This window comes from Burkholderia sp. AU30280 (genome assembly GCF_020420125.1).
GTDB lineage: Bacteria > Pseudomonadota > Gammaproteobacteria > Burkholderiales > Burkholderiaceae > Burkholderia.
This window is the reverse complement of the sequence record NZ_JAIZRY010000015.1, coordinates 126,857-148,943: the sequence shown is the minus strand read 5'-3', so window position 1 is coordinate 148,943 and position 22,087 is coordinate 126,857. Positions and strand designations below refer to the sequence as shown.

21 protein-coding genes and 3 pseudogenes are annotated in these 22,087 nt (G+C 61.4%); 5 read left to right on the top strand and 19 right to left on the bottom strand.

The genetic code is table 11. From position 1 onward, the window contains the following. Nucleotides 1-8: 8 nt before the first annotated feature. From LGN17_RS29410 to LGN17_RS29390, 5 genes are all read right to left on the bottom strand, one after another. A complete protein-coding gene (locus LGN17_RS29410) occupies nucleotides 9-1,637 on the bottom strand; it encodes a tyrosinase family protein (RefSeq protein ID WP_226200576.1) in 1,629 nt (542 codons plus the stop codon). A gap of 859 nt (nucleotides 1,638-2,496) precedes the next feature. After that, nucleotides 2,497-2,943, bottom strand: coding sequence for a hypothetical protein (locus LGN17_RS29405; protein ID WP_226200574.1), 447 nt, complete (start codon nucleotides 2,941-2,943; stop codon nucleotides 2,497-2,499). A 284-nt stretch (nucleotides 2,944-3,227) separates the two neighbouring features. Then, nucleotides 3,228-3,833, bottom strand: a complete 606-nt coding sequence (locus LGN17_RS29400; protein WP_226200572.1) for a hypothetical protein — start codon at nucleotides 3,831-3,833, stop codon at nucleotides 3,228-3,230. Nucleotides 3,834-3,868: 35 nt separating this feature from the next. Next, on the bottom strand, nucleotides 3,869-4,174 hold the full coding sequence (locus LGN17_RS29395) for a RebB family R body protein (protein ID WP_174950007.1): 306 nt from the start codon (nucleotides 4,172-4,174) through the stop codon (nucleotides 3,869-3,871). A 114-nt stretch (nucleotides 4,175-4,288) separates the two neighbouring features. Beyond that, nucleotides 4,289-4,846, bottom strand: a complete 558-nt coding sequence (locus LGN17_RS29390) for an RNA polymerase sigma factor (protein ID WP_226200570.1) — start codon at nucleotides 4,844-4,846, stop codon at nucleotides 4,289-4,291. A 252-nt stretch (nucleotides 4,847-5,098) separates the two neighbouring features. Here LGN17_RS29390 and LGN17_RS29385 point away from each other — a divergent pair, with 252 nt between their 5' ends. Next, nucleotides 5,099-5,929, top strand: a complete 831-nt coding sequence (locus LGN17_RS29385) for a Crp/Fnr family transcriptional regulator (protein ID WP_226200568.1) — start codon at nucleotides 5,099-5,101, stop codon at nucleotides 5,927-5,929. A gap of 81 nt (nucleotides 5,930-6,010) precedes the next feature. On the opposite strand, the gene LGN17_RS29380 is transcribed toward LGN17_RS29385, so the two are convergent. The 4 genes from LGN17_RS29380 to LGN17_RS29365 form a co-directional block, all read right to left on the bottom strand. Further along, complete coding sequence (locus tag LGN17_RS29380; protein ID WP_264166097.1) at nucleotides 6,011-6,337, bottom strand: RebB family R body protein; 327 nt, start codon at nucleotides 6,335-6,337, stop codon at nucleotides 6,011-6,013. Nucleotides 6,338-6,515: 178 nt separating this feature from the next. After that, complete coding sequence (locus tag LGN17_RS29375; RefSeq protein WP_175970588.1) at nucleotides 6,516-6,881, bottom strand: RebB family R body protein; 366 nt, start codon at nucleotides 6,879-6,881, stop codon at nucleotides 6,516-6,518. Between the two features lie 190 nt (nucleotides 6,882-7,071). Continuing rightward, complete coding sequence (locus LGN17_RS29370; RefSeq protein ID WP_175970589.1) at nucleotides 7,072-7,404, bottom strand: RebB family R body protein; 333 nt, start codon at nucleotides 7,402-7,404, stop codon at nucleotides 7,072-7,074. 80 nt (nucleotides 7,405-7,484) lie between these two features. Further along, nucleotides 7,485-8,126: a hypothetical protein gene (locus tag LGN17_RS29365; protein ID WP_226200565.1), complete on the bottom strand. Its 642-nt coding sequence runs from the start codon at nucleotides 8,124-8,126 to the stop codon at nucleotides 7,485-7,487. A 229-nt stretch (nucleotides 8,127-8,355) separates the two neighbouring features. Here LGN17_RS29365 and LGN17_RS29360 point away from each other — a divergent pair. Beyond that, a pseudogene (locus LGN17_RS29360) lies at nucleotides 8,356-8,586 on the top strand (HipA N-terminal domain-containing protein); the annotation flags it as partial. Between the two features lie 39 nt (nucleotides 8,587-8,625). Here the strand turns inward: LGN17_RS29360 and LGN17_RS29355 are convergent. The 6 genes and pseudogenes from LGN17_RS29355 to LGN17_RS29330 all read right to left on the bottom strand — a co-directional run. Beyond that, nucleotides 8,626-8,835: pseudogene (locus LGN17_RS29355) on the bottom strand (IS256 family transposase); the annotation flags it as partial. Between the two features lie 24 nt (nucleotides 8,836-8,859). Further along, a complete protein-coding gene (locus tag LGN17_RS29350) occupies nucleotides 8,860-9,363 on the bottom strand; it encodes a pentapeptide repeat-containing protein (RefSeq protein WP_226200562.1) in 504 nt (167 codons plus the stop codon). Then, entirely contained in the window at nucleotides 9,360-9,644 is a 285-nt protein-coding gene (locus LGN17_RS29345) for a hypothetical protein (RefSeq protein WP_226200561.1), read from the bottom strand. Before LGN17_RS29345 ends, LGN17_RS29350 begins: the two co-directional genes overlap by 4 nt. A gap of 26 nt (nucleotides 9,645-9,670) precedes the next feature. Next, a complete protein-coding gene (locus LGN17_RS29340; protein WP_226200559.1) occupies nucleotides 9,671-11,314 on the bottom strand; it encodes a tetratricopeptide repeat protein in 1,644 nt (547 codons plus the stop codon). Between the two features lie 26 nt (nucleotides 11,315-11,340). Beyond that, nucleotides 11,341-13,416, bottom strand: coding sequence for a phospholipase D-like domain-containing protein (locus tag LGN17_RS29335; RefSeq protein WP_226200558.1), 2,076 nt, complete (start codon nucleotides 13,414-13,416; stop codon nucleotides 11,341-11,343). 35 nt (nucleotides 13,417-13,451) lie between these two features. Beyond that, nucleotides 13,452-16,325 carry a type VI secretion system Vgr family protein gene (locus LGN17_RS29330; protein ID WP_226200632.1) on the bottom strand — a complete coding sequence of 958 codons (2,874 nt, stop codon included), beginning with the start codon at nucleotides 16,323-16,325 and terminating at the stop codon, nucleotides 13,452-13,454. 534 nt (nucleotides 16,326-16,859) lie between these two features. Here LGN17_RS29330 and LGN17_RS29325 point away from each other — a divergent pair. Then, on the top strand, nucleotides 16,860-17,015 hold the full coding sequence (locus LGN17_RS29325) for a hypothetical protein (protein ID WP_175952088.1): 156 nt from the start codon (nucleotides 16,860-16,862) through the stop codon (nucleotides 17,013-17,015). A gap of 209 nt (nucleotides 17,016-17,224) precedes the next feature. Further along, nucleotides 17,225-18,238, top strand: coding sequence for a tryptophan--tRNA ligase (gene trpS / locus LGN17_RS29320; RefSeq protein ID WP_226200557.1), 1,014 nt, complete (start codon nucleotides 17,225-17,227; stop codon nucleotides 18,236-18,238). A 111-nt stretch (nucleotides 18,239-18,349) separates the two neighbouring features. Here the strand turns inward: trpS and LGN17_RS29315 are convergent, their stop codons facing one another. The 3 genes from LGN17_RS29315 to LGN17_RS36915 form a co-directional block, all read right to left on the bottom strand. After that, nucleotides 18,350-18,763, bottom strand: coding sequence for a VOC family protein (locus LGN17_RS29315; protein WP_226200555.1), 414 nt, complete (start codon nucleotides 18,761-18,763; stop codon nucleotides 18,350-18,352). 375 nt (nucleotides 18,764-19,138) lie between these two features. Next, nucleotides 19,139-20,710 carry a hypothetical protein gene (locus LGN17_RS29305; protein ID WP_226200553.1) on the bottom strand — a complete coding sequence of 524 codons (1,572 nt, stop codon included), beginning with the start codon at nucleotides 20,708-20,710 and terminating at the stop codon, nucleotides 19,139-19,141. 72 nt (nucleotides 20,711-20,782) lie between these two features. Beyond that, nucleotides 20,783-21,049 carry a hypothetical protein gene (locus tag LGN17_RS36915; protein ID WP_413227058.1) on the bottom strand — a complete coding sequence of 89 codons (267 nt, stop codon included), beginning with the start codon at nucleotides 21,047-21,049 and terminating at the stop codon, nucleotides 20,783-20,785. Nucleotides 21,050-21,211: 162 nt separating this feature from the next. On the opposite strand from LGN17_RS36915, the pseudogene LGN17_RS36585 reads away from it, so the two are divergent. Next, a pseudogene (locus LGN17_RS36585) lies at nucleotides 21,212-21,543 on the top strand (nuclear transport factor 2 family protein); the annotation flags it as partial. 129 nt (nucleotides 21,544-21,672) lie between these two features. Here the strand turns inward: LGN17_RS36585 and LGN17_RS29290 are convergent. Further along, nucleotides 21,673-22,059, bottom strand: a complete 387-nt coding sequence (locus LGN17_RS29290; protein ID WP_226200551.1) for a VOC family protein — start codon at nucleotides 22,057-22,059, stop codon at nucleotides 21,673-21,675. Nucleotides 22,060-22,087: the final 28 nt, after the last annotated feature.

Sequence of the window (22,087 nt, the reverse complement as noted above, 5' to 3'; positions counted from 1 at the left end):
TGCCGCGGCTACCGGACCTCGAGCCGGAACAGTTTCCGTGCGGGTTGCGGAGCCGCACCGGCGACGGCTTGCGACGCGGGGGGTGACGCGGGTTGCGTCTGAAGGCGCACGCCGTCACGCGTATGGATCTCGACGTCGTACTGCGCATCCTGCACCGCGCTTTCCGCGAACTGGTCCAGCGGAAAGAACGCCTTCACTTCGACGTGCGTCTGGCAGTTCGCGCAGGACTGCACGCTCCAGCGGCTCAGCACGGCCTCCGTGCCGAGCAGGTGCCGCTCGCCGTCCACGTTGACGTACGCGGACACGAGGAACGACCCGGCAATCGGCGCACGATTCAGCCCGGAGACGCGCACAACCTTGCTGCTGTTGCCGGCCGGCACCGTCGACGCCGCCAGCGAGAGCGCCGGCAGGTTTTCCAGCGACCCGGGGCCGTACGTGTAGCCTAGCTGCTCCTCGATGTTGATGCAGTCGAGCGACGTATAGGCGCGCTCCTTGCCGTTCTCGCTCTTCTTGAACGGATCGAGCGGCGATTCGAGCGTGAGCCACGCGTTGGGCACCGTGCCCGGCGTCGGCCCTTGCGAATCGACGGAGTTGGTGCCCGGATATTCGGCGATGACGTCGAGGTGCTGCGTGAAGCCATGCCGCTTCTGCCACAGCCAGAACACGCGATCGATGAAGCAGTGGTGGAAATAGAAGATCGGGTCGAGGCCCGCCGTGTCGTTTTCGCCCATGTCGCCGTTGGCGCCCGGAATCGGCGAGAAATCGCCCTTGTTCGGGCCGTGCGGCACGTCGAACCCGCCGACGGCAAGGTGAATCTTGTTGTGCGGCGACTCGAGCGGGACGACGGGAATCGCGCCGTCCGGAAGATTTTCGTTCCACTGGGCCGCGGACGTCGTGTTGGAAAACACCGTGTAGTTCGGCGCGTCCAGGCACTGCTCGTACTTGCGCTTCACGTTCGTGTCCACTACCTTGCCCTTCACGACGATGTACGACGTGAGCCAGTCCACGATGTTCCGGTTCAGCAACGTGACGTTCTCCTGGGGGTTGCGAAACTTGTCGTTGTGTTTCTTGGTAGCGGCACGGTCCTTCTCGGTCCCCACGAGCCCCGACAACGGGTAGCGAACCGTGACGTAGGGCAGCGGCTTGCTGTAATTGGGATCGTCGCCGTTGATGTTGTCGGTGATCGCCCTGTTGAACGAGAAGGAGGCCAGCGGGTTCGGAATCTTTTCGCCGTCGAGCTCGAAATCCGGGTCGGTCAGCGCCCACGGAATGCCTTTCGTCAGCGACTCTTCGCTGGTTTCGTCCCAGAAGGGCAGCATCACCTGCTCGCAACCGGGGATGCTCTGCAGCGCCTGTTCCAGCCGCAGCAGGTAGGCGCGGTGCCAGGTGGGGAACAGCACGTTGCCGTGGTTGCAATAGCCGCCCCAGTAAGACGCCGAACCCCAGCCGGCGCCGCGGAACGGCTCGCCGTGGAAGCCGCCGATCATGAAGAACGAGTTCGGATCGTCGGGCGGCAATTCCTTGATGCCTTTCCACGCGCGCATCACGTCTTCCAGCGGCTTTTTATTGCCTTTCCGATATTCGTCTTGCAACGATTCGATCGACGGACGAACTCTGACTCCAGGTGCGTTATTCATGATGTGCCCAGTCCCCTTCGTGGATAGCGTTACGGTTTGGCCGCCAGATTTTGAACGTAAGCAGGTAATTCAAAAATCAGTCGAACTCACGTTCAATTGAATTCGTTTTATTAAAATAGCGCTTGGCATTTGAAATGCATTGACCGGCGGGCCATAGGCAGGCCCGCGTGGTCACCTGATCGCCTCCATGGGTGGCGTGGACACGCGCAACAGGCGCAGCAAGGCCTCCGAAAAGGGGCTGCGCTTTCAGATCGTAGGGATGCCGTGGTGAATCGATGCCGATTCGACAGGCACGAATGCCTGGCGAAGCAGCAGAGATACCCCGATAGCGTTTTATCCTGATTTGTTATGAGTAAATAAAGCAGATGCCGTTGGTTTCCGCAAGGAACAGGCAGGCCGGATTATCAAAAAAATTGTCGTCGGACGTGGTTATTGGTTCGTTTTATTTTCATGAATAATCACGTGCATATGCGGCGATATTGTAAAATCCCGACGCTGGATAATCACAGGTGCATAGTGGAGTTTATTAATGCAATCGGCCGACGGTTACCTTACGATCGCCGGCTGTCGCTCGGCCGGTGCAATCGTTTCCAGCCGGGAGCGCGTCTTGAGTCGGGCTGCGTGTCGGCGCTGCGAACGTGCGTCGCCGGCGCGTTCGGTTCGCGTCGCGCGAGCGGATGAAAACTCGCGGAGGACAAGGAAGATTGCATCGCTGCATTTGGAAGACGAGATCCCGAGCAAGTCGCATCTCAGCCATTCGACATCCTCCTTGCGCCCCCCTCCGCGACAATTCTCGACCGAGCCGTTCGAACCGGCGTCCGCGCGCGCAGCGGGCACCGGATTCAACGGATCGTGCGGGCTACACGTTGGTCCATGCACCGGTGCCATGCCGATACTGCATCACGCCACCGTGGATCCGCACCCGCAGGTTGCCGTCCGGCACCTGCACCCAATCGAGCATGTCGAGGCTCTGCATCAGCCCGACGAAGAAATCCTGCAGCTCTTGCGTCTGGCTGGCTTGCCAGAGGTCGATGCGGCCAAGGCATGCACGCAGATCGCCGCTTTGCTGCATGATCGTCTCGACCTGTCCGGCCACGTTCTCCGCCGGATCGTAGACCCATGAGCCGTCGGCGCTGAGGATCGACAAGTGGACTCCGCGCACCTGCGTGGGCTGAGCCGGCGCCTGCTCGACGAGCGCGATGCAGCTCGTCATCGCACCGAAATCGATTTCCGTCGCATCTCCCCAGGTGCGCTCGCCAACCGCCAGCGGCGCGGGACCGTGTACGTTGTGAATGATGTAGGACATGGGTTCCTCACGTGATGGATAGGACTGCAGATAGCGGGCCTCGACGGGTTCGGGACAGCGAACGTGCGTCGGTTCCGCCGCTCACATCCCGCATCGGGCCCGACGGCCCGGCGGGTCGTGTCGATCGATGCGCCGTCGGTGCGCATGCGGCAGGCAATTGCCTGCGACGTTCCACATCGGCACGATCATCCACGCCACGCGGACGGTTGCGCGTGCATCGACTCGATGCCTGTCGTTGCGCGCCTGCCGGCCGTCGTCGACGCTGCCGCATCGTTCGGCGCACCCTACGCGCCCTTCTTGTCCAGCAGCGCCTGATACTTCTGCAGGCTCTCGTCGATCCTGTCGAGTGCGACATTGGCGGCCTCCCCTTCGATCGCTTCCGCGGCCCCCGCGACGATCGCCGCGGTCGCCACGAACAGGTCGGTCAACAACAGGCCCACCGCATCCATCGCCATGCCGGCCACGTTCTCGTCGACGGTCTTCTGCGCCAGGTCCTTCATCAGCACGCTCTTGCCCGCGATCGCCAGCGACGTCGTCGCCTCGAAATAGTTGGCCGCCGCCTGCGCGACCATGCCGCCCGCCTGCGTGATCATCATGTTCGGGCCGACGGCAATCTGCGTCGTCGCATAGGACGCCGCCTCCGCATTGATCGCCTGCACGGTCCGCAGCGCCGAGCCGCCGCCCCCGGCCGCATCCGCGACCTGGTTCGGTGCTTTCAATGCATCGGTGAACCGGCGCAGCCGGTTCACCGGCCACGCGCGCGCGCCGGCTTTGGGTGTCGCGGCATGCGGCGCGGCATCGGCCGGCGTCGCAGCTTCGTCGGCGGCGTCCGCGACATCGTCCGGCGGCTGCGTCGTGCCGTCACCGCGTCCGCCCAAAAGACCTTTCATGTTCATGATTCAGGTATCCCGAGAGTCGTCACGTCCTAATGCGTGGAGCCCGTCTGCGGCCCGGCCGCCGGAACCTGCGGCGCGCCGCCGGCCCCACCGCCCGATGCGCTCTTCGGCGATGCTTCGACGGACAGGATCATGGCCACCGCCTTCGACACGACGGCGTTCGAAATCTGGTTCAGCGCCGCCTGCTGCTGCGTCATGTTCTGCGCCGAGATGCCGACGGCCTGGCTGAACATCTGGTAAAGCGTGCCCAGCGCCTGGGCCGGCGATCCCGCGACGACGTTGACGTTGGTCTGCGTCACCGCATCGGTAATCTGCTCATTGACTTTGTCTGCCACGAGGCCTCCTCGGAACCCGGCTCCGGCATGCGATTGAAGGAACGGACGGGCCGGCAGGCCAGCGACGCCGCACATGCCGTTAGGAACGCTGCGTGCCCGCGTTCGTGAACGCGCTTACGCGAGTTCCTCGCGCAACTTCTTGCGCAACAACTCGACCCGCTTTCGGGCAAGCGGCTCGTTGATCCCGAGTGTCGCCGCGATGTGCAGATAGGGCCGGTCTTCCTCGAACTTGAGCGTGAACAGCATCTGCTGCTGAGGGGGCAGCGCGGACAGCGCCTGCTGGAGACGCAGCAGTTGCTGTCGAAGCAGCATTTGCTGCTCCACCGACGGCGCGTGGCCGGCCAGCTCGACGGTGTGATCGTCGTCCCAGTCCGGGTCGAATTCGAGCATGCCGCTTTCGCGCAGCCGGCGCCGTGCGCCATCGAGAAATGCGTGGTTCAGCACCAGAAAGAGAAAACCGGCCAGGTTCTGAACGCGCTCGGGCGAGCGCTGCAGGTAAATGTGCACCTTGAGTGCGGTATCGGAGAGCAGTTCGTCGGCGCGGTGAATATCGCCCTTGCACAACAGGCGCGCGCGGCGCCGCAATTTCCCCTGCATTTCCCGCCAGGTGCGATCGAGTTGCTGCGCCGGGGACTCGGGCGCCGGCGCAGCGTGCTGGTTCGAGGTTGTCATCCCGTGCCTTCCTGTTTTTATGGAAAACACAGAATCGATTCGACTCCGCGAATGGCGCTGTTACCCGCGTAACACCGTTAAAACGATAATCGGATCGGGTAAATTTTCTTGATTATTATGAACGGAAATTTCAATTCTCCGGCATAGCCCGATCCGTTGTTTCAGGTGCGTCGCCGGGCCTGAATAACGGCATTGCGATGAAAAAGAACGACTGCCGCCGCGCATTGTTCGTGCGCCGGCATGCAGCTACCCATGTCGATCGACCAGGCGCCGTTGCCGCCGAAGTGCCGCCCCGTCCGGACTGCTTGCCGATTATCTCGACACTTTCATTATTCATTTTTCACGCAATGCCGAAGGCAGCGTTTTTCGCTAGGTGGCCGTATCGTCAAACAACCTCGCGCGGAAAACATGCCTGCCCCTGCTAACGCTCAAACGCTGCGCAATATACCGATACTCACCGACCTCCCGGAAAGCCTGATCGCTCATATCGAGCGGCATGTCACGCCCTGGCCCGAACACGGCAATCGCCTGTTGTTCTTCAAGGGTGATCCGGGAGATTTCATCGCATTCGTGCACCGCGGACGCGTCTACAAGACGCTGCACGAACCCGGTGGACGCGAGATCATTCTCGGCCACTCGATGCCGGGCGAACTCATCGGCGAAACCACGCTGATTCGCGCGCACCGGCGCAACTTCACCGCCCAGTTGAGCGCCGACTGCCGCATTTCGCTGCTGCATCGCCCGTACTTCGCGCCGCTGCTGACCAACCCGGAATTCATGGGGCGCATCCACGAGCAGCTGTGCCAGCATATCCACCAGCTGAGCGACTTCGTCGAGTCGGCATGCCTGTACCGGCTCGAAGCCAGGCTCGCGCGCCATCTGCTGAACCGCATGCAAGGGAACGATCTCGAGGTGCCGCTGCCGGAGAACCAGAGCGTCCTCGCGGCGATGCTCAACGTCAGCCGGCCGCGACTGAACAGCAGCCTGCAGAAGATGCAGCGCGACGGCCTGATTCGGCTTCACGAACACGGCGTCACGATCCAGAAGCCGGAGCAGCTTCGGACCATCGTCGACGCCAATTGACGGCCGGGCACGCACGAGCGTCGTGCGGTGCCGCGGCGCGGGGAAATCGCGTGCGCCGGGTCGGGCGCCGCGCGGGGAGGATCAGCCGCGCCAGTGGCCGATCGCGTTCATCAGCTGCGCGACGGCGGCCAGCTGCGACGCAAAGCTGTCGTTCGCCGACCGCGCGGCGCCGGCCGCCGCCGCCGCCGGCGAGCCGGCATAAAGCTGCATGACGCCGACCGTCGTCGCGGCGAGATTGGACATCGCCTGGTTCGCCTGCATCTGCACCGCGTTGTGCAACAGGATCGCGGATGCATGGCTGTTCGACTGCATGAGCGTGCCCAAGGCCACGGCGGGCGCCTCGCCCACCACCTTGACGTTGGCTTGCGTGACCGCATCGGTCACCGCGGCGGAAACCTGTTCCGGCATGTCGTTGCTCCTGGTTGGCTCGCCGCTGCGGTGCAGTCACGGCGAAAGCATCAGAGGGTCGGCCGGCGACGCACGCCGCACCGGGTTGTCGATACGTCGCAAGCGCCGACACGACATCGGGCGCCGGGCGGCAGCTTCCGATCAGGGCCGCCGCCCGGCGTCGACGCCAGGCTGCGCGTCAGGCAAGCGCCTTGCCGAGCGCGAGCACGTCGGCCAGCACGGAAAGCACGCCGTTCGAGCCGATTTCCGTCGAGGCGGCGCCTGCGCTCGCCGGCCCGAGCGTGTACAGCTGCATCGTGCCCACGTTCGTCGAGGTCGGCAGCTGTACCGCCGACTGCGACTGCTGCTGCACGGCGTTCTCGAACAGCACGCTGAGCGAATGGCTCTGAGCCTGGTACAGCGAGCCCGTTGCCATCGCAGGTGCTTCGCCGACCACCTTGACGTTGGTTTGCGTGACCGCGTCGGTGATCGCGGCGTTCACCGCGCACGTCTTGCAGTTGCAGGCGTCTTTCGGGTCCTTTGCGTCGTTTGCGTCGTTTGGCATCGTATTTCTCCTGGTTCGCGAACAGGCGCCGCATCGAATCGGCTCCACCCGTTCTGTCTGTTGCTCCGGAATACCGCGCGGCCCCCCTGTTCAGGCGCCGGCGGCCGTACTGCGGATCCGCGGCACGTCGGCGGCTTCGGCGGCGCGCGCCGCTTGCGCCGCCGCTCGACCACGGCGTTGCGATGGCGCGTCAGGGCTTGACTGCCTTCCCGATCGCGATCACGTCGGCCAGAATGGAGATGATCCCGTTCGCCCCGATTTCCGTGGCGGCCGCGCCCGCGCTTTCCGGCCCGATCGTATAGAGCTGCATCGTCCCTACGTTCGTCGACGTCTGCGACTGGATTGCGGCCTGCGACTGCTGCTGCACCGCGTTCTCGAACAGGATGCTGAGCGAATGGCTCTGGGCCTGGTACAACGAGCCCATCGCCATTGCCGGCGCTTCCGCGACCACCTTGACGTTGACCTGTGTGACCGCATCGGTAATCGCGGGATTGACCTGGCACACTTGACACGTATCAGTCATTTGTTGCTCCTTGGTTCACGTAGTTGAGAGGTCGCACATCGGGGCCGGCCGGTTTGGCTGTCTGCCGAATCACCCGCGTGCTACTCCATGGACGCTTGGCCGGCGGTATCGTGAATGGCAGCCGCGACGACAGCGGTCGGTTCGGTCGGTTCGGCCGGGGCGGCGTCGGCGCTTCGCAACCGCGCCTCCATCGCATCGAGCCTGGCGTCGAGCCGTTCGGCGAGCGAATCGACGTATTGCCGAAAGCATGCGTCGATTTCCTGCCGGATCAGGCCCGTCAACTGTTCGCCGATCATTGCCAACGCCTCGCGGGTGCTGTCCTGGATCTCGGCCGCGCCGGATGCCTGCGCGTCGTCCGGCGGCGCGTGCGCGTCGAGTACGCCGGACACTTTCCGCTGTTCCGACGCCAGCATGCCGAGGGTCGTCTCGTTCTGCGCGTCGATCGTCTGCAGGATGCCGCGCATCTTCTCGTACGCCTTCTGCTGGTTGAGCTGCAGGAAATGCTTGACCTGCTCACGCGCCTCCTGCCGGGTTTTCAAGCGCGGCAATGGCGGGTTCGCGGCGGCCGCCGGCGCGGCCGTGCCGACGGCCGCCGCTGGCGCGTTCCCGTGCCTGCCCGGCAGTTGCTCCAGCAGCGCCTGTTCTTCGGCCGGCGCGAGGGGCCGCCCCAGCCGCTTCTCCGCGAACTGCCGCAGCAGCGGGTCGAGTGCTTCGTGGCTCATGGCTTCCTCTCCTCGATGTCGGCCCGCGGCGCCGGTGCGTGCGGTCGGGGTGCGGACGGACGCAGCGACGAGGCGCCCTGGTCGGCAGGCTGCAATGGATATCGCATGGTGTTCTCCCGGAAATGGACGTGCGACGGCCTCGCCGGAAAGTTCGGCAGGACCGCTGTATGGACGAACCGTGAGACGCGTCCGTGAAATCGGTCGCCGCGCGCCAGCTGCGTGCACCGGGTACCGGATGTCGCCGACGTTCGGGCTGCGCGTGGAAACGTGCATCGATACGTCGACCGATCGCCCGATCCAGCGGTTCTTCGACAATCTGCTGCCCGACGAACGGAGGCGCATGGCGCTCGCGCGAGAGGCGAAAAGCGACGCCTGGAGCCTGCTCGCATACTTCGGACGCGAATCGGCCGGCGCGCTCCCGCTGCTCGCCGAAGGCGAGAGGGAAGCGGCGGCAGCACTCGGGGGTAACCGGAATTCCGTGTGCGAAGCGGGTTAGGACTCAGATTCCGATGTCGAATCGCTCTGGGCAAAGCAGCGCAACCTGCGTCATCGCGCTTTTCCAGTCGTGCCGGGAGCCGGTCCAATTGGCAATGATGTTACGCAGGGCCAGCCAGCTCAGCTAGAGCGCGACCTCGCCCGACGGGAGGGGACCTCGTGCCTTGATGATCTTCCGACGCTGCATGTGCAGCGCCTCAATGGCGTTCGTAACCGCGATGAGGGATACAACGTTGATTCAATGTCCACCGTTGATTTCCGCGTCCTCGAACGCCAGATGCTCGAAATAGCTCCCCGTGAAATCCACGTCCAACCCTTTGAGCCCGTGAGCTTCGACCGTGGTCCCGGTGCAGTCCAGCACTTGCACCGAATGCCACGTGTTGCCGTCGAACCGAATGCCATTCCATTTGCATCTCAGAAACTTGACGCTATTGAAAGTGCTGCCGTGAAACGTCGCTTCATCGAAACTGCAATCGACGAACGTGCATCCGGAAACTGCAATTTCCGCAAAATCGCAACCAACAAACGTACAAGCTGAAAACTGACATTCCTTCCAGCCGGCCTGCCGGAACGACGTTCCGGTAAAGCGACTGCCGCTGAAATTACTGCCGACAAACTGCGCAAGACTCAGATCGAGGCCGGCATAGGCCGAACTGTCCGACTGACCGGACAGCCCTGCGGGCATACCACCCGCGCCCTTGCGCCACTGGTCATGCCTGTAGATGATTTCGGTACTACTCATGAGTCTGCATCCCGATGCACGGGAGCAGACGAATCGCTCCCGCCGTTGCCCGACGGAGGATCGTCAGCATCGCCGGGCGTTGTCGAGTCACGACTGGCGAACCATGCGACCAAGCCGCCCAATGCAATCAGCGGCCCGAGAAACAGGAAATTCCCGATCGCGAGATCACTCACATCGTGCGAACCGTAGCTACCTCCGCTGACCTGGGCGACAGCGCCCACGAGCGCGAGCACGCCCCAGGCCGCCAATATCAGGCCTCCGGCAACCACGGTCGCGGCCATCGTCGTTTTACGCACCTCCCCTCCCGTCACGCATCGTCGGAAAAGTTGCCGACGCTGACCTGAGGCAGCTTCGCGAACCCGAGGCGATTGGCCTCGTTCCACCACGTCCACGTCACGTCCGTCGGCGATACGTCCAGATGCACGGTCCGCGGATCGGGGAACGCGTCCCCCTGCATGACATAGGCCTGGCGATACCACTGATTGAACGTGGCCGCCCGAGGATGATCGACCGCCACGCTGGCCTGCCAGACGCCCGTCACCGGACACGCGCGCGAACCGCGACACTGGATGGCGGGGTCGGGAAATTCGGCAGCGCGCGCAATACCTTGCGCCACGCGGGGATGCAATTCCTCCTGCTTCGCAGGCATGGGGATTGCATCGCCGACGTAGTGGAAGAAGATGCGACCATCTTCCGGCACGAGGCCTGAGCGGCTCCGATCGAACAATTCGTCCTTCCGGTAACGCATCGGCACCTGTTCCGTATTCCACGCAAAGTGCCGTTCGGCAGCCGGATATTTCAGTTGTGCAAGCCAATAGCCCCCGACAGGGGCGGCGGTCGTTTCCGCCTGCGGGGGAACGGCGACCTGCGGCTTCTCCGGCAGCATGTAGCCATCCGGCACGTGTGCGCGACCGGCACGCAACGATACCGGTTGCACGGCAGGTTTGGAAAGTGACGTCGGCCCCGATGTCACCGCCTTCGCCGCATTGATCAAAGTTTCCTTGTTGCCGTCCCACTTGGGCAGCTTGGCCGGCGGCAGCGGCGCTACTTTGTCCAGGTTAGGCAGACGAAGATCCGGGTCGCGCTCGAGGCGATCGGCAAGAACGCTATAACGCTCGGCGCGGGCACGATCCTTCACGTTGCCGACCACGGCATCGCCATCGTCGAACGCTCCAAACAAATACGCTGCGCTCTTGGCGCTTCCGTATTTCACGCCTTCATGCAGGATCTTTAGAGCCCGCACGTTATCTTCGCCAAGTGATTGGTCGGAGCCAACGAGAGTTGTTCCGAGAGCGTACGCTGCATCCCCGCTACCCTGGGCGAAGCCACACTCGAGCATTTTGAGCGCAACCTTTCGATTGCCCCAAAAACCCGATTTCGGATCATCGTAGACTGCATCGAGCTTACTGCCCAAATAAGCCATCGCACTCGGGCTACCCTTGTCCGCAGCAAGTTGCCAGAACGCATACGCGCGGCTGGCATCCTGCTTTACTCCAACTCCGTTCATGTAGTACGTGCCCATAAGATCATAAGCCGCAGGGATGCCCAGCTTCATGGCCTGCTCGGTAATCTGCAACGCATGCTCGGTATCGCGATCGACACCCAACCCCTGCGCGTAGGCATTCGCAAGGTTCAGCATCGCCTTCCAGTGCTTGCGCTCAGCAGCCTTGCTCCATAGCACGACGGCACCAGCGTAGTCGCGCTGGTTCGGCCACAACAATGCACTTGTCATCTTCATCGCCTGCTGATTCCAGCGATCGGCCTCTGGATCAACGGCCGGAACGACGGCGGCTTCGTGCACGCAATCAAACGTCTCGCGATGTGGATTGAAAGCGTCGAGCGACATATTTCGCGGAAGGGAATCGTTCATCGAGCAAGCGGCACAAGCAAAGAACAGGAAGAGGGAAAACACGCCCGTCAGGCGCAACCGTTTAGATGTTGTAGAACTCATCGGAACTCGCATGATCTGAAAGCGCGCTACGCCAGCCGAACGCTGGACGTACGATCGTCTTGAAATGCCATCAGGAAGCCCACCGGCTCTAGACCGCGCTTCCTTTGCATGACATTCGAATCCATGAGTTTTTGCCACTTCATGAACGTTTCCTTGATGGCGATGGGACTGCCGTTGCCGCCATCATGTTTGCCACCGGTATGCAGATTCCAAACTCGCTTCCGCAGATCGGTGCTCTTGGCACGATCATCGCTACCCACATTGATCTCGGCATCAACCGCCATGCTCCGCAAATTCAGGTTGGCGCTGCCCAACGTGAAGAAGCTGTCATCGATCAGCAGCAATTTACTGTGAATGTAGATTTCCCTGTATCGAGCCGCGATCGACTCCGTCGGCAAAGGCAGCATCGGTGCCATGTCCGGGTCGGGCAATTCGCCCTTGGCTTGCTGCTTCTTCACATATTCATCCCAACGAGCCTGCTGCTTCGCCGCCTCGGTGCTTAGCTTGGAATTGCGCCAATTGCGATCAAAGGTCCAAAGGCTACCGACTAGTGCGCGAATGCCCATCTGATCCAGCGATTTAGCCAGAGACGTCTTATCGCCGAGGTCCTTGGCACTTTGCGCCGCGGGTGAAAGCGGTGCCGGATAAAGATCAGGGTCGAGCGGTGCGCCACTTGCCTTTTGTCTCTTAACATAGGCGTCCCAGGTCGCCTGCTGCTGCCGGTTGCGCGCGAGTTCGTCTTCCACCGCCTTGTCCTGATTGGGCATCGATGTGCCATGACCCAACACTTTGACCGTGTCGTGCGTGCGCGGCACCATCTGTACCCGCTCTGGCGTGGGAATAACAACCATCACGTGCAAGTTGGGTATGTCGTCCGGGCTCTTGCCGGCTGCCTGACTGCACGACAGGAACTGGGCCCGCCATTCCTTCAGCTTCTTCGGCCACTCTGTATATTGAAAATACTGGTTCTCGACATAGATATAACTGCGCGCGAACGACGTCGCCTGCTCATACAAGGCCTTGACAGATTTGTCCTTTTCCTCGGGCTGGGTACGAACGACTTGCGCCCGCTGATAAGAGGTGCCGAGATTCTGCGTCAAGCCTGCGGGTACCACTTTGAAATTGTGCGTACGCGACACATTTTCGCCCTTGCCCTTGGCGCGGTTCCACGCATCTGTAAAGTTCTTGCTCACCGCGACCAGCGCTTCGCCCCGAATACGGCTGGCGTAGTCCTGATATGGCTTCAGGCCCGGTTGCGCGTCATTGGCACCCTCCCATGATTCGCCGCGGCGTGGATCGTTGAAGAGGTGCTGCTGCGTATCCCAATAGTCCGTCACACTATTCAGTCCCATCACATAGCCGACTGCATGCGCACCACCTTCGAGTTCATAGTCGATCAGAATGGTTTTCTGATGGTCCGTAGCCACCTTCTCCAGACCCAGCACTTCCGAGAAATCGCGCTTGCCCGGCTCTCCTTTCAGGCTCTCGTGAACAGCCTTGCTGCTGCCGTCGCGCGTGCGAATCGACAGGTTGGGTAAGCGCCCCGCAAAAGCATCGTCATACCACCGCGCATTAAAATCCTCGCGTCGCTCTTGAGGTGTCTGGGGCTGGGGTGGATTGGCAGTCGGTAAATAGATGCCGCCCGCCATGCTGACCGCCCGGGCCATCTTCTCTTCATAGTTCAGACGGCCGCTGCTATGACCCGGCATGTTGTTGGATCCGAGACTTCCGATAAAGCCATACCACGAGAGCAAGCGCACCTGAACCGGTTTGCCGTTATTGAATTTCCCGGCCGCCACATCACGCAACAGCCCGCCCCAGGTATCCCCTCGCGGCCAGACCGCTCCGTTCCGGATCAACTCCATGCCCGGATCGAAGCCCCAGCAGATGATTTCGACACTATGCTTGGCCGCCTTCAAATCGGCAGCAATCTGCTTGAACGCATCCTCTCCGCAGATAAACACATCGAGATTGTTCTTTTCGTACGGCGGTGCATAGTAGTCCCCCTGCTTTTCCAGAAACCACTGCGCACTGGCAACCGCCTGACGCTTGCAAACGTCGATCGGCGCCTTGGACTTGTTTTGAGTATTGGTGTCGGACATCATGTTTCTCGTCGAAAACTGCGGCCAATCGTGCGTCAGCCTTGTGCGTGACGCTGACGCGATTCCGGATCGCCGTCGACTGCCCGCCATCCCTGCGCGGCCAATCGATCGTCGTCGGTCAACCCCTCTTCCATGACGGGCACCTCAATCTCATGCCCGTTGTGCAGCTTGACCGTATAGGAAGACGTGCCTTTCTGGTGATTGGAGATGATCAATTGACCATGCTCGTCGGTCACGCCGTCCGCAATCTTGGCCGCTCCCTTGTAAAGCGCGTATGGCTCATAGGCGAGCGGCCGGCCGTCGTTCGGGTGTGAACGGAGCACCACCGCGAGGCTGCCCTGTTGCTCCAATTCCTTGAAGGTCAGAGGATCAGGTGCTTTCACCGGCTTGTTGTCCGGCCCGACGAGACTGTGCGACGCCGCATGTTCGCGCCATACTCCGCTCGTGCCGTGCACGACGCCGCTGCCATTCCACTGGCTGTAGCTCGAGCCGCCATTGATCGATGCTGCGTCGCTCGCCTGGGTATTGACCTTCGGCGAGCGGAACACGATTTCTTCGCCTGCCTCCAGAATGATGCGTTTGGCGGCCTTCACGACGACATCCTCCTTGTGCGCCTCGATCCGGAGCTTACCGTCTGCCGTGACCAGCGTCATGCCCTTGGCCGCGAAAGCGCTCATCCAGTCTCCGACTCGCATCAGCAGACGACGTCCTGTGCTGATCTGCGTGTTGCCGGTGCTCACGGCATCAATGTTGGTCTGCGCTCCGAGCACCATTGCGTCCTGGCTGACCACGGTCACGCCGGCCGGCCCCTCGATCGCAACCATCGGCGCACCGCCGGCGCCTGCACCGCCGCCCTGATCGACGTTGCTTCCAGCGTCCCAACCCTTGATCTGCGACGCGATTTTCTCGATACGTGCGAGGTCAGTGTTGGCGGCATCGTTCGCAGCAGATGCATCACCGAGGTTCCGTACCAGTTCCTGCAACTGCTCGATCAACGTCTGCAACGCGGTGCGTTCGAGCATCTTGCCTTCGGCACGCCCCTGTTGCTGTGCCGTAACATAGACGCCCTTTGCTGCGCGGATGACGGCCTGGGCATCGGTTCTGGCCTCTAGGCCGTCACCTCGAGGTGCCCCTTTGCCGTCATCGCGAGGCTCCGTCAGGTAGCCCAGGTTCAGCTGGGTATAGGTGTGCTCGCTGGCAAGCTGACTGCTGATCTGGCCGGGCGTATCGTCGAAACGCAGTTGGTTATAGCGATCTGCCTTGACCTCCTTGGTCTTGATACCGGAGAGGTAACGATTGCCGGGAAGCGCGCCAGTATGACTGAACTTGGTCGGCATATTGGGGCCGCCGTGCAGCACCCCGGTAACGACCATCTTGTCCGGATCGCCATGCAGATGGTCGATCAGCACCTCCATCCCGGCGCGCGGCAGCATGTCCATGCCGTAGTTCGGGCCCGCCCAAGGGCTGACCCATCTCACCCACGCGCTGTCCCGCCCGGTTCCGCTGGTGCCAGCACCCTGCGCATGGGTGTGATCGTCCGCGCGCAAACCGAGAATCTGTACCTTGATGCGGCCCAATTCGTCGCAGTGCACTTCCTCACCATCCTGACCAACCACCTTCGCGGTAAACGGATGCACAGGCGGCAAATCAACGCGTGGATCGTAGGCCGGTGTCAGTGGCACGCCACGGCGCACGCAAATGAAAGTGTTTTCGTAGCGGACCCCGACACCCTCTTCGGCCGGCAATGCGTCGAAACTCCAGCGACTCGCAGCAAACAACGCCTGGGCACGCTCGTCGAGCGCCTTCGAAAAATTGTTGGTGGCCCGGTGGTGAAGACTGGTGACGACGAATTGCCGCTGCTCCTCAGGTCGGGTATCGACCTCCGGATGCCCGAGCAACGTGAACCAAAAACCCGGCGAGACATCCCGGACATCGCTCGACGCATACACGCACTCAGCGCGATACTCGTGCGCCAGAATGCGAGCCCTCGCCAAGCGTTCTTGATCAGCGTCGGAATCGCCTGCATGCGGGACGTCGATGACAGAGTCAGCCAACAACTTCGCGAGATCGTTGCCGGTCTCGCCCTGATCGACGATCGTCTCCTGCTCCGACTGGGCCATCCTGCCGGTCTTGTAATCCCAGCTGGAGCGCCGCACGCTTCCGGGCGTCAGCGCACGGGCGGTGGACCAGAGCGTAATCGAATCGCGCTCCCTCGACTGTGCACCGCGATGGTACGACACGCGGCCCGCTGCCGCCTGAGGCAACTTCGTCGGATCGTCGCAGAACACAAGCGTATGGACTGGCGTATCGGTCGACGTGCCGTCATGCTTGCCGGCCCGGGCGTACCAGAAAATGCCGTCGCGCCGGCACAGTCGGCGAATGAAGGCTGCATCCGACTCATCCGCCTGACGCGTCTGCTCGCGCTTTGGATACTGGTTGCGATCGAGCACGAGTTCGAAATCGAACGCCTGCGCCAACGCGGAGCTACGTTGCTGCCATTCGTGCAGCAGTGTCTCCAGAATGTCCGGGACACTCATTGAACGAAACGTTCTGCTGTTGACTCGTTGCTCGAGGACACTCAGCACATCTCGCAACGTCAGCTGGACGCACGTAAGAGAGCCGTCCGATTGGCCGGCCCGTACGTCGGTGATGATCCCGTTGATCGGATACGGCTCACCTCGATCCGTTACCAGTTGCACCGAGAGCGGCAGCCCCAAGAAAGCAGACAGCGGAAGGTCCGGGCGCGAAGACAGACAGGTCAAGTGCCCTTCGATCCCGGTACAAAGGCCTTCCGTCAAATCCACGTTCTGCGGTACCAGGACATGCGCTAGCGCATCCTGATGACGGCCCCAATGAAACCGGATCGCACGATTGTTCTGATCGAGCGCACTAACGAAGGCGCGCAGCATTTCGGTCACGTTCACTTGTCGATGGGCATTCGGCGACGGCGCTCTCAGACCGCCACGTCACCTACGCGCTTAATTGTTTAGCCGTCGATTTTAAATGCAACGTTCACACAAAAACAATCGTCTTGTGGTAACCACCTCGCAATTGCAAGAAGGAACGCGCGACAAATACAACGATGTCCCGCCGACCAATTTGACCCCTTAAAAAACAACAGTAATTCATTGAATTTATTAATAATTTTCAGTATTTCAGATACCCGACGAAAAAAATCTGCTCGCCCGACCGCTCTTTAACCCGATCATCGCCCGACAATTCTTGACGGTTCGCGAACCGCCAAACTGGTAGCATTCGGTCGGCTCACAATATGTGACGCGCAGCATGCACTCGGGCATCCAGGCAACCCATCCGGTCACCCCTTTTTTGCGCCGCCCAGCCACCGATGCCGCTGTGTCCCCCGTTTCCCCGCAACACCCCGGCGTCGCCCCACCCGACCCGTTGCAGCAACCGTTGGAGTGGCGCCTCGTGCGCCAGCAAGCATGAAGAACTCGAAGCCGTCCACCCGCCCTCCGCGCGAGAAAGACCGCACGCCGCTGGTACGTGCCGGCGCGCTGCTGCTGATGGCCGGCCTGCTGTACCTGCTGTGGCCGTCGGCCGAAACCGCGTACCTTGCGATGGAGTCGGTCATACGCTGACGCGGCACGTCCCTCCCCGCACTACGCTATACTCGCGCAATGGAAACCCAACCTGCCTCGCCAAACCTGCATTGCTGGTGGCGCGCCTGACCCAGGCGGCCCGTTTCCTTTTGCATGTCCCAAACGTGATGCCGCCAGCGATGGCGGCATTTGCGTTTCTGCGCGAACACCATGGCTGGCGGCTTCGATAACCCGGAGCAACGACCAACATGACCCACCCGACCCGACCGACCATCCTCACCGGCGACCGCACGACCGGCCCGCTGCACCTCGGCCACTACATCGGCTCGCTGCGCGCGCGCGTGCAGATGCAGCACGAAGCGCGGCAATTCCTGCTGCTCGCCGATACGCAGGCGCTGACCGACAACATGGGCCGCCGCCAGCGCGTCACCGAGAACGTGATCGAAGTCGCGCTCGACTATCTCGCGGTCGGCATCGATCCGGCGATCTCGACGATCGTCGTGCAGTCGCAGGTGCCCGAACTCGCCGAGTTGTCGCAATACCTGCTGAACCTCGTCACGGTCGCGCGCCTCGAACGCAATCCGACCATCAAGGAAGAGATCCGCCTGCGCGGTTTCGAGCGCGACATCCCGGCCGGCTTCCTGACCTACCCGGTGAGCCAGGCGGCCGACATTACCGCGTTCAAGGCGACGCACGTGCCGGTCGGCGACGACCAGTTGCCGATGATCGAGCAGACCAACGAACTCGTGCGCCGCTTCAACGCGACCGTCGAGCAACCCGTTCTGGTCGAATGCGAGGCCGTGCTGTCGCCGGTCACGCGGCTGCCGGGGATCGACGGCAAGGCAAAGATGAGCAAGTCGCTCGGCAACGCGATCACGCTCGGCTCGACGCCGGACGAGATCACGCAAGCCGTGAAGGACATGTACACGGACCCGAACCACCTGCGCGTGAGCGATCCCGGCCAGGTCGAGGGCAACGTCGTGTTCACGTTCCTCGATGCGTTCGAGCCGGACGTGCAGAAAGTGGACGAGTTGAAGGCGCACTACCGTCGCGGCGGGCTCGGCGACAGCGTCGTCAAGCGCGTGCTGAACGAGCGGCTGCAGGCGTTGATCGAGCCGATCCGTGCGCGCCGTCGCGAATTCGAGGCCGACAAGGCCGAAGTGATGGCGATCCTGAAACGCGGCACGTTGCACGCACGGGAAGTGGCCGGCGCGACGCTCGCGGAGGTGAAAGGCGCGATGGGGTTGAACTACTTCGATTGAGCGGCACAGGTAGCGTGCGCGCGAACGCGCTCCGCGCGCCGGGCGGTATCGGGCCGGCGCGCGGCGATCACCGCGTCACGTGCGCAAGCGAGCGTAGATGCATGCGTCGCTTCAATACGATGCATGCGCCGGCGCGGACGCGTGGCACACCGCCTCGACCCGATTGCCGGCCGGATCGACGAGAAACGCGCCGTAGTAGTCGCCGTGGTAATGCGGCCGCAAGCCGGGCTCGCCGTCCGACTGCCCGCCCGTCGCAAGGCCCGCTTCGAAAAACGCATCGACCTGCTCGCGGCTCGCGGCCTTGAAGCACCAGTGCCGCTTGCTCGCGCCGATTTCAGCGGGATCCAGATAGACCGCCAGGCAAGTCGATACGGTGTCGTTCGCATTGCAGCGTTCGCCGTAGCCGAGCGCGGTCGGCCGGTCGTAAACCTTGGCTGCGCCCAGCGCGGCCATGATGGCATCGTAGAACGGGCGCGCCAGCTCGATATCCGGCACGCCGATCGACACGTGATCAAGCAGTTGCATCGCATCTCCTCCGTCGAAGGGCACACGAGTCTACCTGAGCGCGGCATTTCGCACCGGAGTCACCTCGCTGCTCGTGGGCGATATACAAACACCCGACATCGTCGCGTACGATGGCGTTCTTGCCGGCCGCGGGCCGGCCCTTGGAAAAGGCTTTGAAAGGGCTCCGTGGGATGAATGACGTTGGCGACAAGCTGTTCACCCTGGCATCGAAACAACCGGATCCGACGAGATGGGCAAGCCGATAATCGACGACGAACCATGGATACTGATCGAACGGTTACTACCGCCCCCCCAAGCGGCAGCGAAAGAAGAATCCGCTGACGCTTTGTTTCCCGAATCGTGTTTCGCTGACCAGCCCCCTGTTCCAGCAGCCTGCTAGTCTGCAGCATATTCAACCGACCACTTTGAATCTGCATAGCTGAGAATACTGCCGGCTGCCGTTATGCAAAATCTTGGCATGCCATTCGTGTCCGGCAACATGCGCCGGCAACCATGTGGCGCTTCCGTTAGCGTTTTCCACGAACCGCCCTGACGATCAAACTCCCTCAACTCGATATCCGAGCTAAATGCTCCTGTATTCCAACGCACCGCCCTTCCCTCACTGAGACTATCAAACCGAATATCCGAGAAAACGTACGGCGGAGTATTGTATTTCACCCAGGTTTCACCATTGTCACTTGACAAGTACAATTTGGAAAACGCGCCTTGAGCATGATAAGCAGTCAGCACTCCGGATGCAGATGAAGCATGAAAACCGGTCATGTCAGTGGGCGGGGTAACTGGGGCCCACGCCATTGTGGACAAATTCATTCTTAACAATTGCGACGGGGTACCAACATAGTAGAAATCATTGGTTGACTCGATCTGCACGGGAAACACGTTAATTGCCTTGAATCCTTTTTCACCACCAATTTGCTTTATCTTAACCAGATCCCGCAGGTCATTCGAACCGGATTGATACACCTCGATATTATTTACCTCCTTCCAGACAGTACCATTCACCACACCTCGCGCCACTGCTACGAACCATCGGTTGGTTTTTCGATCGATATCCACGATTCTGGCGTCACTTCCCATGGTGGCAAGAATTTTCCAGGACACACCCCCATCTTCGGTGACACGAATAACACCGTTGTCGAATCCGGCCACAAGTGCCTTGCCATCTACCTTGACGGCAGTTACTTCGTGGAGGGAGCCTGTATCCAGAGCTCTCCAGCCCCCCTGAGGGCCTCTGACCCGGATTTGCCCCATATCCGCGCCGTAGTACAGGTTGCCGGACGCGTCATGTTCAAATTTCCGCGTCAATGGCGGAGCCGCAGTTTTCCATAGCCGGAAAAAATCATTCACCGTCTGCGCGTCGACAAGTTGCTTGCTTATGGCCGGCATGTTGACGTGCCGTTCATAGGCAAGCAACAAGTCGGCCAGCAAGCCAAGCCCCGTCAGGGGATATATGGTCCCAATGGACGCGGGCGCCTTCTGAACCTCCCACTCGATCGGATATTTCGATATCAAAACCGATTGGTATTCATTTGCAATGGAATTCAAATTTTCAGAAAATTCCCGGTGCCTAACCGGGAGCACCACAAATTTATCTCCTCCAATCGGCAATTGAATCAGCCCACCGAGATCCGTTATTCGACCTCGCTGCACTTCTATTTTTGGATAATCCTTCAAATTGTAATTTTGCCATTTCGTCAGCCGATACTCTCCAGCCGGAACCCAAAGCCCCGCGCCATATGAATCAATGCCGGGGTGCGGCTTTAGCAAAAAACTGGAATTATCTTTCAGAGACTCCAGTTGTACATCATCGACCGCGCTCCCTTTGGGGATGGAAACATATACATAGCCGTGCGTTGCTGCAAGCTGACTGGGCGACTGAATGACGGGTGCATTGACGCAGCCGAATAAAAAAACCAAAGATAATATAAAGGGATGAATCTTTTTCATTTGACTACCCTCCGGATCAGCGGAAATTATAATCGCAATCCCACCCCGCTTTCATCGATCTTACAGTTCTTTTCAAAGGTGTCGATCCGTACGTCGAAGGGTATTCCAGCAGATCGGGTTGCCGCCGAGCTTGATGAGTGCACGGCGAATGTTCGCGCGGTGCTCGAAACGAATACAGAGGGCGGCCGACGTGATGCAGCCCGGTATGGGTGCGCTCAGCGTATCGGCGCTATCGAAACATGCAGGCGGCCCGGGACTCTTGCCGAACCGTAGCCTCGACGGCTGCAGTAACAGCTCCATCCGAATTCGCAATTCGTCGCCAATGATCGGTTGGCTCATCGCCTGTGCCTCGACTGCTGCGATGCCTGAGGTTGATCGTTCACCGCATCAGTTGGCGGCCCCCATTGGGACTTTTTGAAACCGCGTCTTAGTCCACTCCGCCGACGCCACTCCCGCCCGCCCCCGCTATTGTTTCCCCGTCATCCACTCACCCGCGACACCATGACGCCCCAGGAAACGATCGACCGGATGGAGATCCAGGATCTGCTGACCCGCTATTGCCACGCCGTCGATCGCCGCGACTGGCATGAATTCGAGCGCCTCTTCGCGGCCAATGCGACGCTCGACTACACGGCCTTCGGCGGTCCGGCCGGCAGCCGTGCGGAGATTGCCGCCTATCTGGAACAGGTGACGTCGCGATGCGCGGCACGCAGCACACGATCTCGACGTCGCTGCTGATCGTCGACGGCGACGCCGCGACCGCGCGAACGGCCGGGCATGCGATGATGATCTCGGCCGATGAAGCCGGCGACGATCGCGTGTGCTTCGTCGGGCTGTGGTATCGCGACCTGCTGGTGCAGACCGAATGCGGGTGGCGCATCCGGAGCCGCACGCAGGCATGCAACTGGATGCCCCCTGCGCGCCGGCCGCGGTGCGCTGAGCGTCCCACGCGGCGCATTGCGTCACTTCATCTGCATCAGCTGAATCAGGTTTCCGCACGTATCGTCGATGACCGCGACGCGCACGGGCCCCGCGTCCATCGGCTCCAGCGTGAACCGGACATCGAGATCCGTGAGCCGCGCGAACTCCGCATCGAGATCGTCGACCTGGAACGATGCCGCCGGGATGCCGTCCTCGTACAGCGCCTGCTTGTAAGGCCCGACCGCGCGATGGTTGCTCGGCTCGAGCAGCAACTCCGTGCCGTCCGGCTGGTCCTTCGACACCACGGTCAGCCAGCGGTACTCGCCCACCGGCACGTTGTTCTTCAGCTTGAACCCGAGCTTGTCGGTATAGAACGTCAACGCCTTGTCCTGATCGTCGACAAAGATACTCGTCACGTAGATTCGCATGTCAGCCTCTCCTGAACAGGCAAGCGCC

Excerpts from the sequence above, each read along its gene's own strand:
- LGN17_RS29410 (WP_226200576.1), bottom strand. The coding sequence starts at position 1,637 with ATGAATAACGCACCTGGAGTCAGAGTTCGTCCGTCGATCGAATCGTTG.
- LGN17_RS29405 (WP_226200574.1), bottom strand. The coding sequence starts at position 2,943 with ATGTCCTACATCATTCACAACGTACACGGTCCCGCGCCGCTGGCGGTT.
- LGN17_RS29400 (WP_226200572.1), bottom strand. The coding sequence starts at position 3,833 with ATGAAAGGTCTTTTGGGCGGACGCGGTGACGGCACGACGCAGCCGCCG.
- LGN17_RS29390 (WP_226200570.1), bottom strand. The coding sequence starts at position 4,846 with ATGACAACCTCGAACCAGCACGCTGCGCCGGCGCCCGAGTCCCCGGCG.
- LGN17_RS29385 (WP_226200568.1), top strand. The coding sequence starts at position 5,099 with ATGTCGATCGACCAGGCGCCGTTGCCGCCGAAGTGCCGCCCCGTCCGG.
- LGN17_RS29380 (WP_264166097.1), bottom strand. The coding sequence starts at position 6,337 with ATGCCGGAACAGGTTTCCGCCGCGGTGACCGATGCGGTCACGCAAGCC.
- LGN17_RS29375 (WP_175970588.1), bottom strand. The coding sequence starts at position 6,881 with ATGCCAAACGACGCAAACGACGCAAAGGACCCGAAAGACGCCTGCAAC.
- LGN17_RS29370 (WP_175970589.1), bottom strand. The coding sequence starts at position 7,404 with ATGACTGATACGTGTCAAGTGTGCCAGGTCAATCCCGCGATTACCGAT.
- LGN17_RS29365 (WP_226200565.1), bottom strand. The coding sequence starts at position 8,126 with ATGAGCCACGAAGCACTCGACCCGCTGCTGCGGCAGTTCGCGGAGAAG.
- LGN17_RS29350 (WP_226200562.1), bottom strand. The coding sequence starts at position 9,363 with ATGAGTAGTACCGAAATCATCTACAGGCATGACCAGTGGCGCAAGGGC.
- LGN17_RS29345 (WP_226200561.1), bottom strand. The coding sequence starts at position 9,644 with ATGGCCGCGACCGTGGTTGCCGGAGGCCTGATATTGGCGGCCTGGGGC.
- LGN17_RS29340 (WP_226200559.1), bottom strand. The coding sequence starts at position 11,314 with ATGAGTTCTACAACATCTAAACGGTTGCGCCTGACGGGCGTGTTTTCC.
- LGN17_RS29335 (WP_226200558.1), bottom strand. The coding sequence starts at position 13,416 with ATGTCCGACACCAATACTCAAAACAAGTCCAAGGCGCCGATCGACGTT.
- LGN17_RS29330 (WP_226200632.1), bottom strand. The coding sequence starts at position 16,325 with ATGCTGCGCGCCTTCGTTAGTGCGCTCGATCAGAACAATCGTGCGATC.
- LGN17_RS29325 (WP_175952088.1), top strand. The coding sequence starts at position 16,860 with ATGAAGAACTCGAAGCCGTCCACCCGCCCTCCGCGCGAGAAAGACCGC.
- trpS (WP_226200557.1), top strand. The coding sequence starts at position 17,225 with ATGACCCACCCGACCCGACCGACCATCCTCACCGGCGACCGCACGACC.
- LGN17_RS29315 (WP_226200555.1), bottom strand. The coding sequence starts at position 18,763 with ATGCAACTGCTTGATCACGTGTCGATCGGCGTGCCGGATATCGAGCTG.
- LGN17_RS29305 (WP_226200553.1), bottom strand. The coding sequence starts at position 20,710 with ATGAAAAAGATTCATCCCTTTATATTATCTTTGGTTTTTTTATTCGGC.
- LGN17_RS36915 (WP_413227058.1), bottom strand. The coding sequence starts at position 21,049 with ATGAGCCAACCGATCATTGGCGACGAATTGCGAATTCGGATGGAGCTG.
- LGN17_RS29290 (WP_226200551.1), bottom strand. The coding sequence starts at position 22,059 with ATGCGAATCTACGTGACGAGTATCTTTGTCGACGATCAGGACAAGGCG.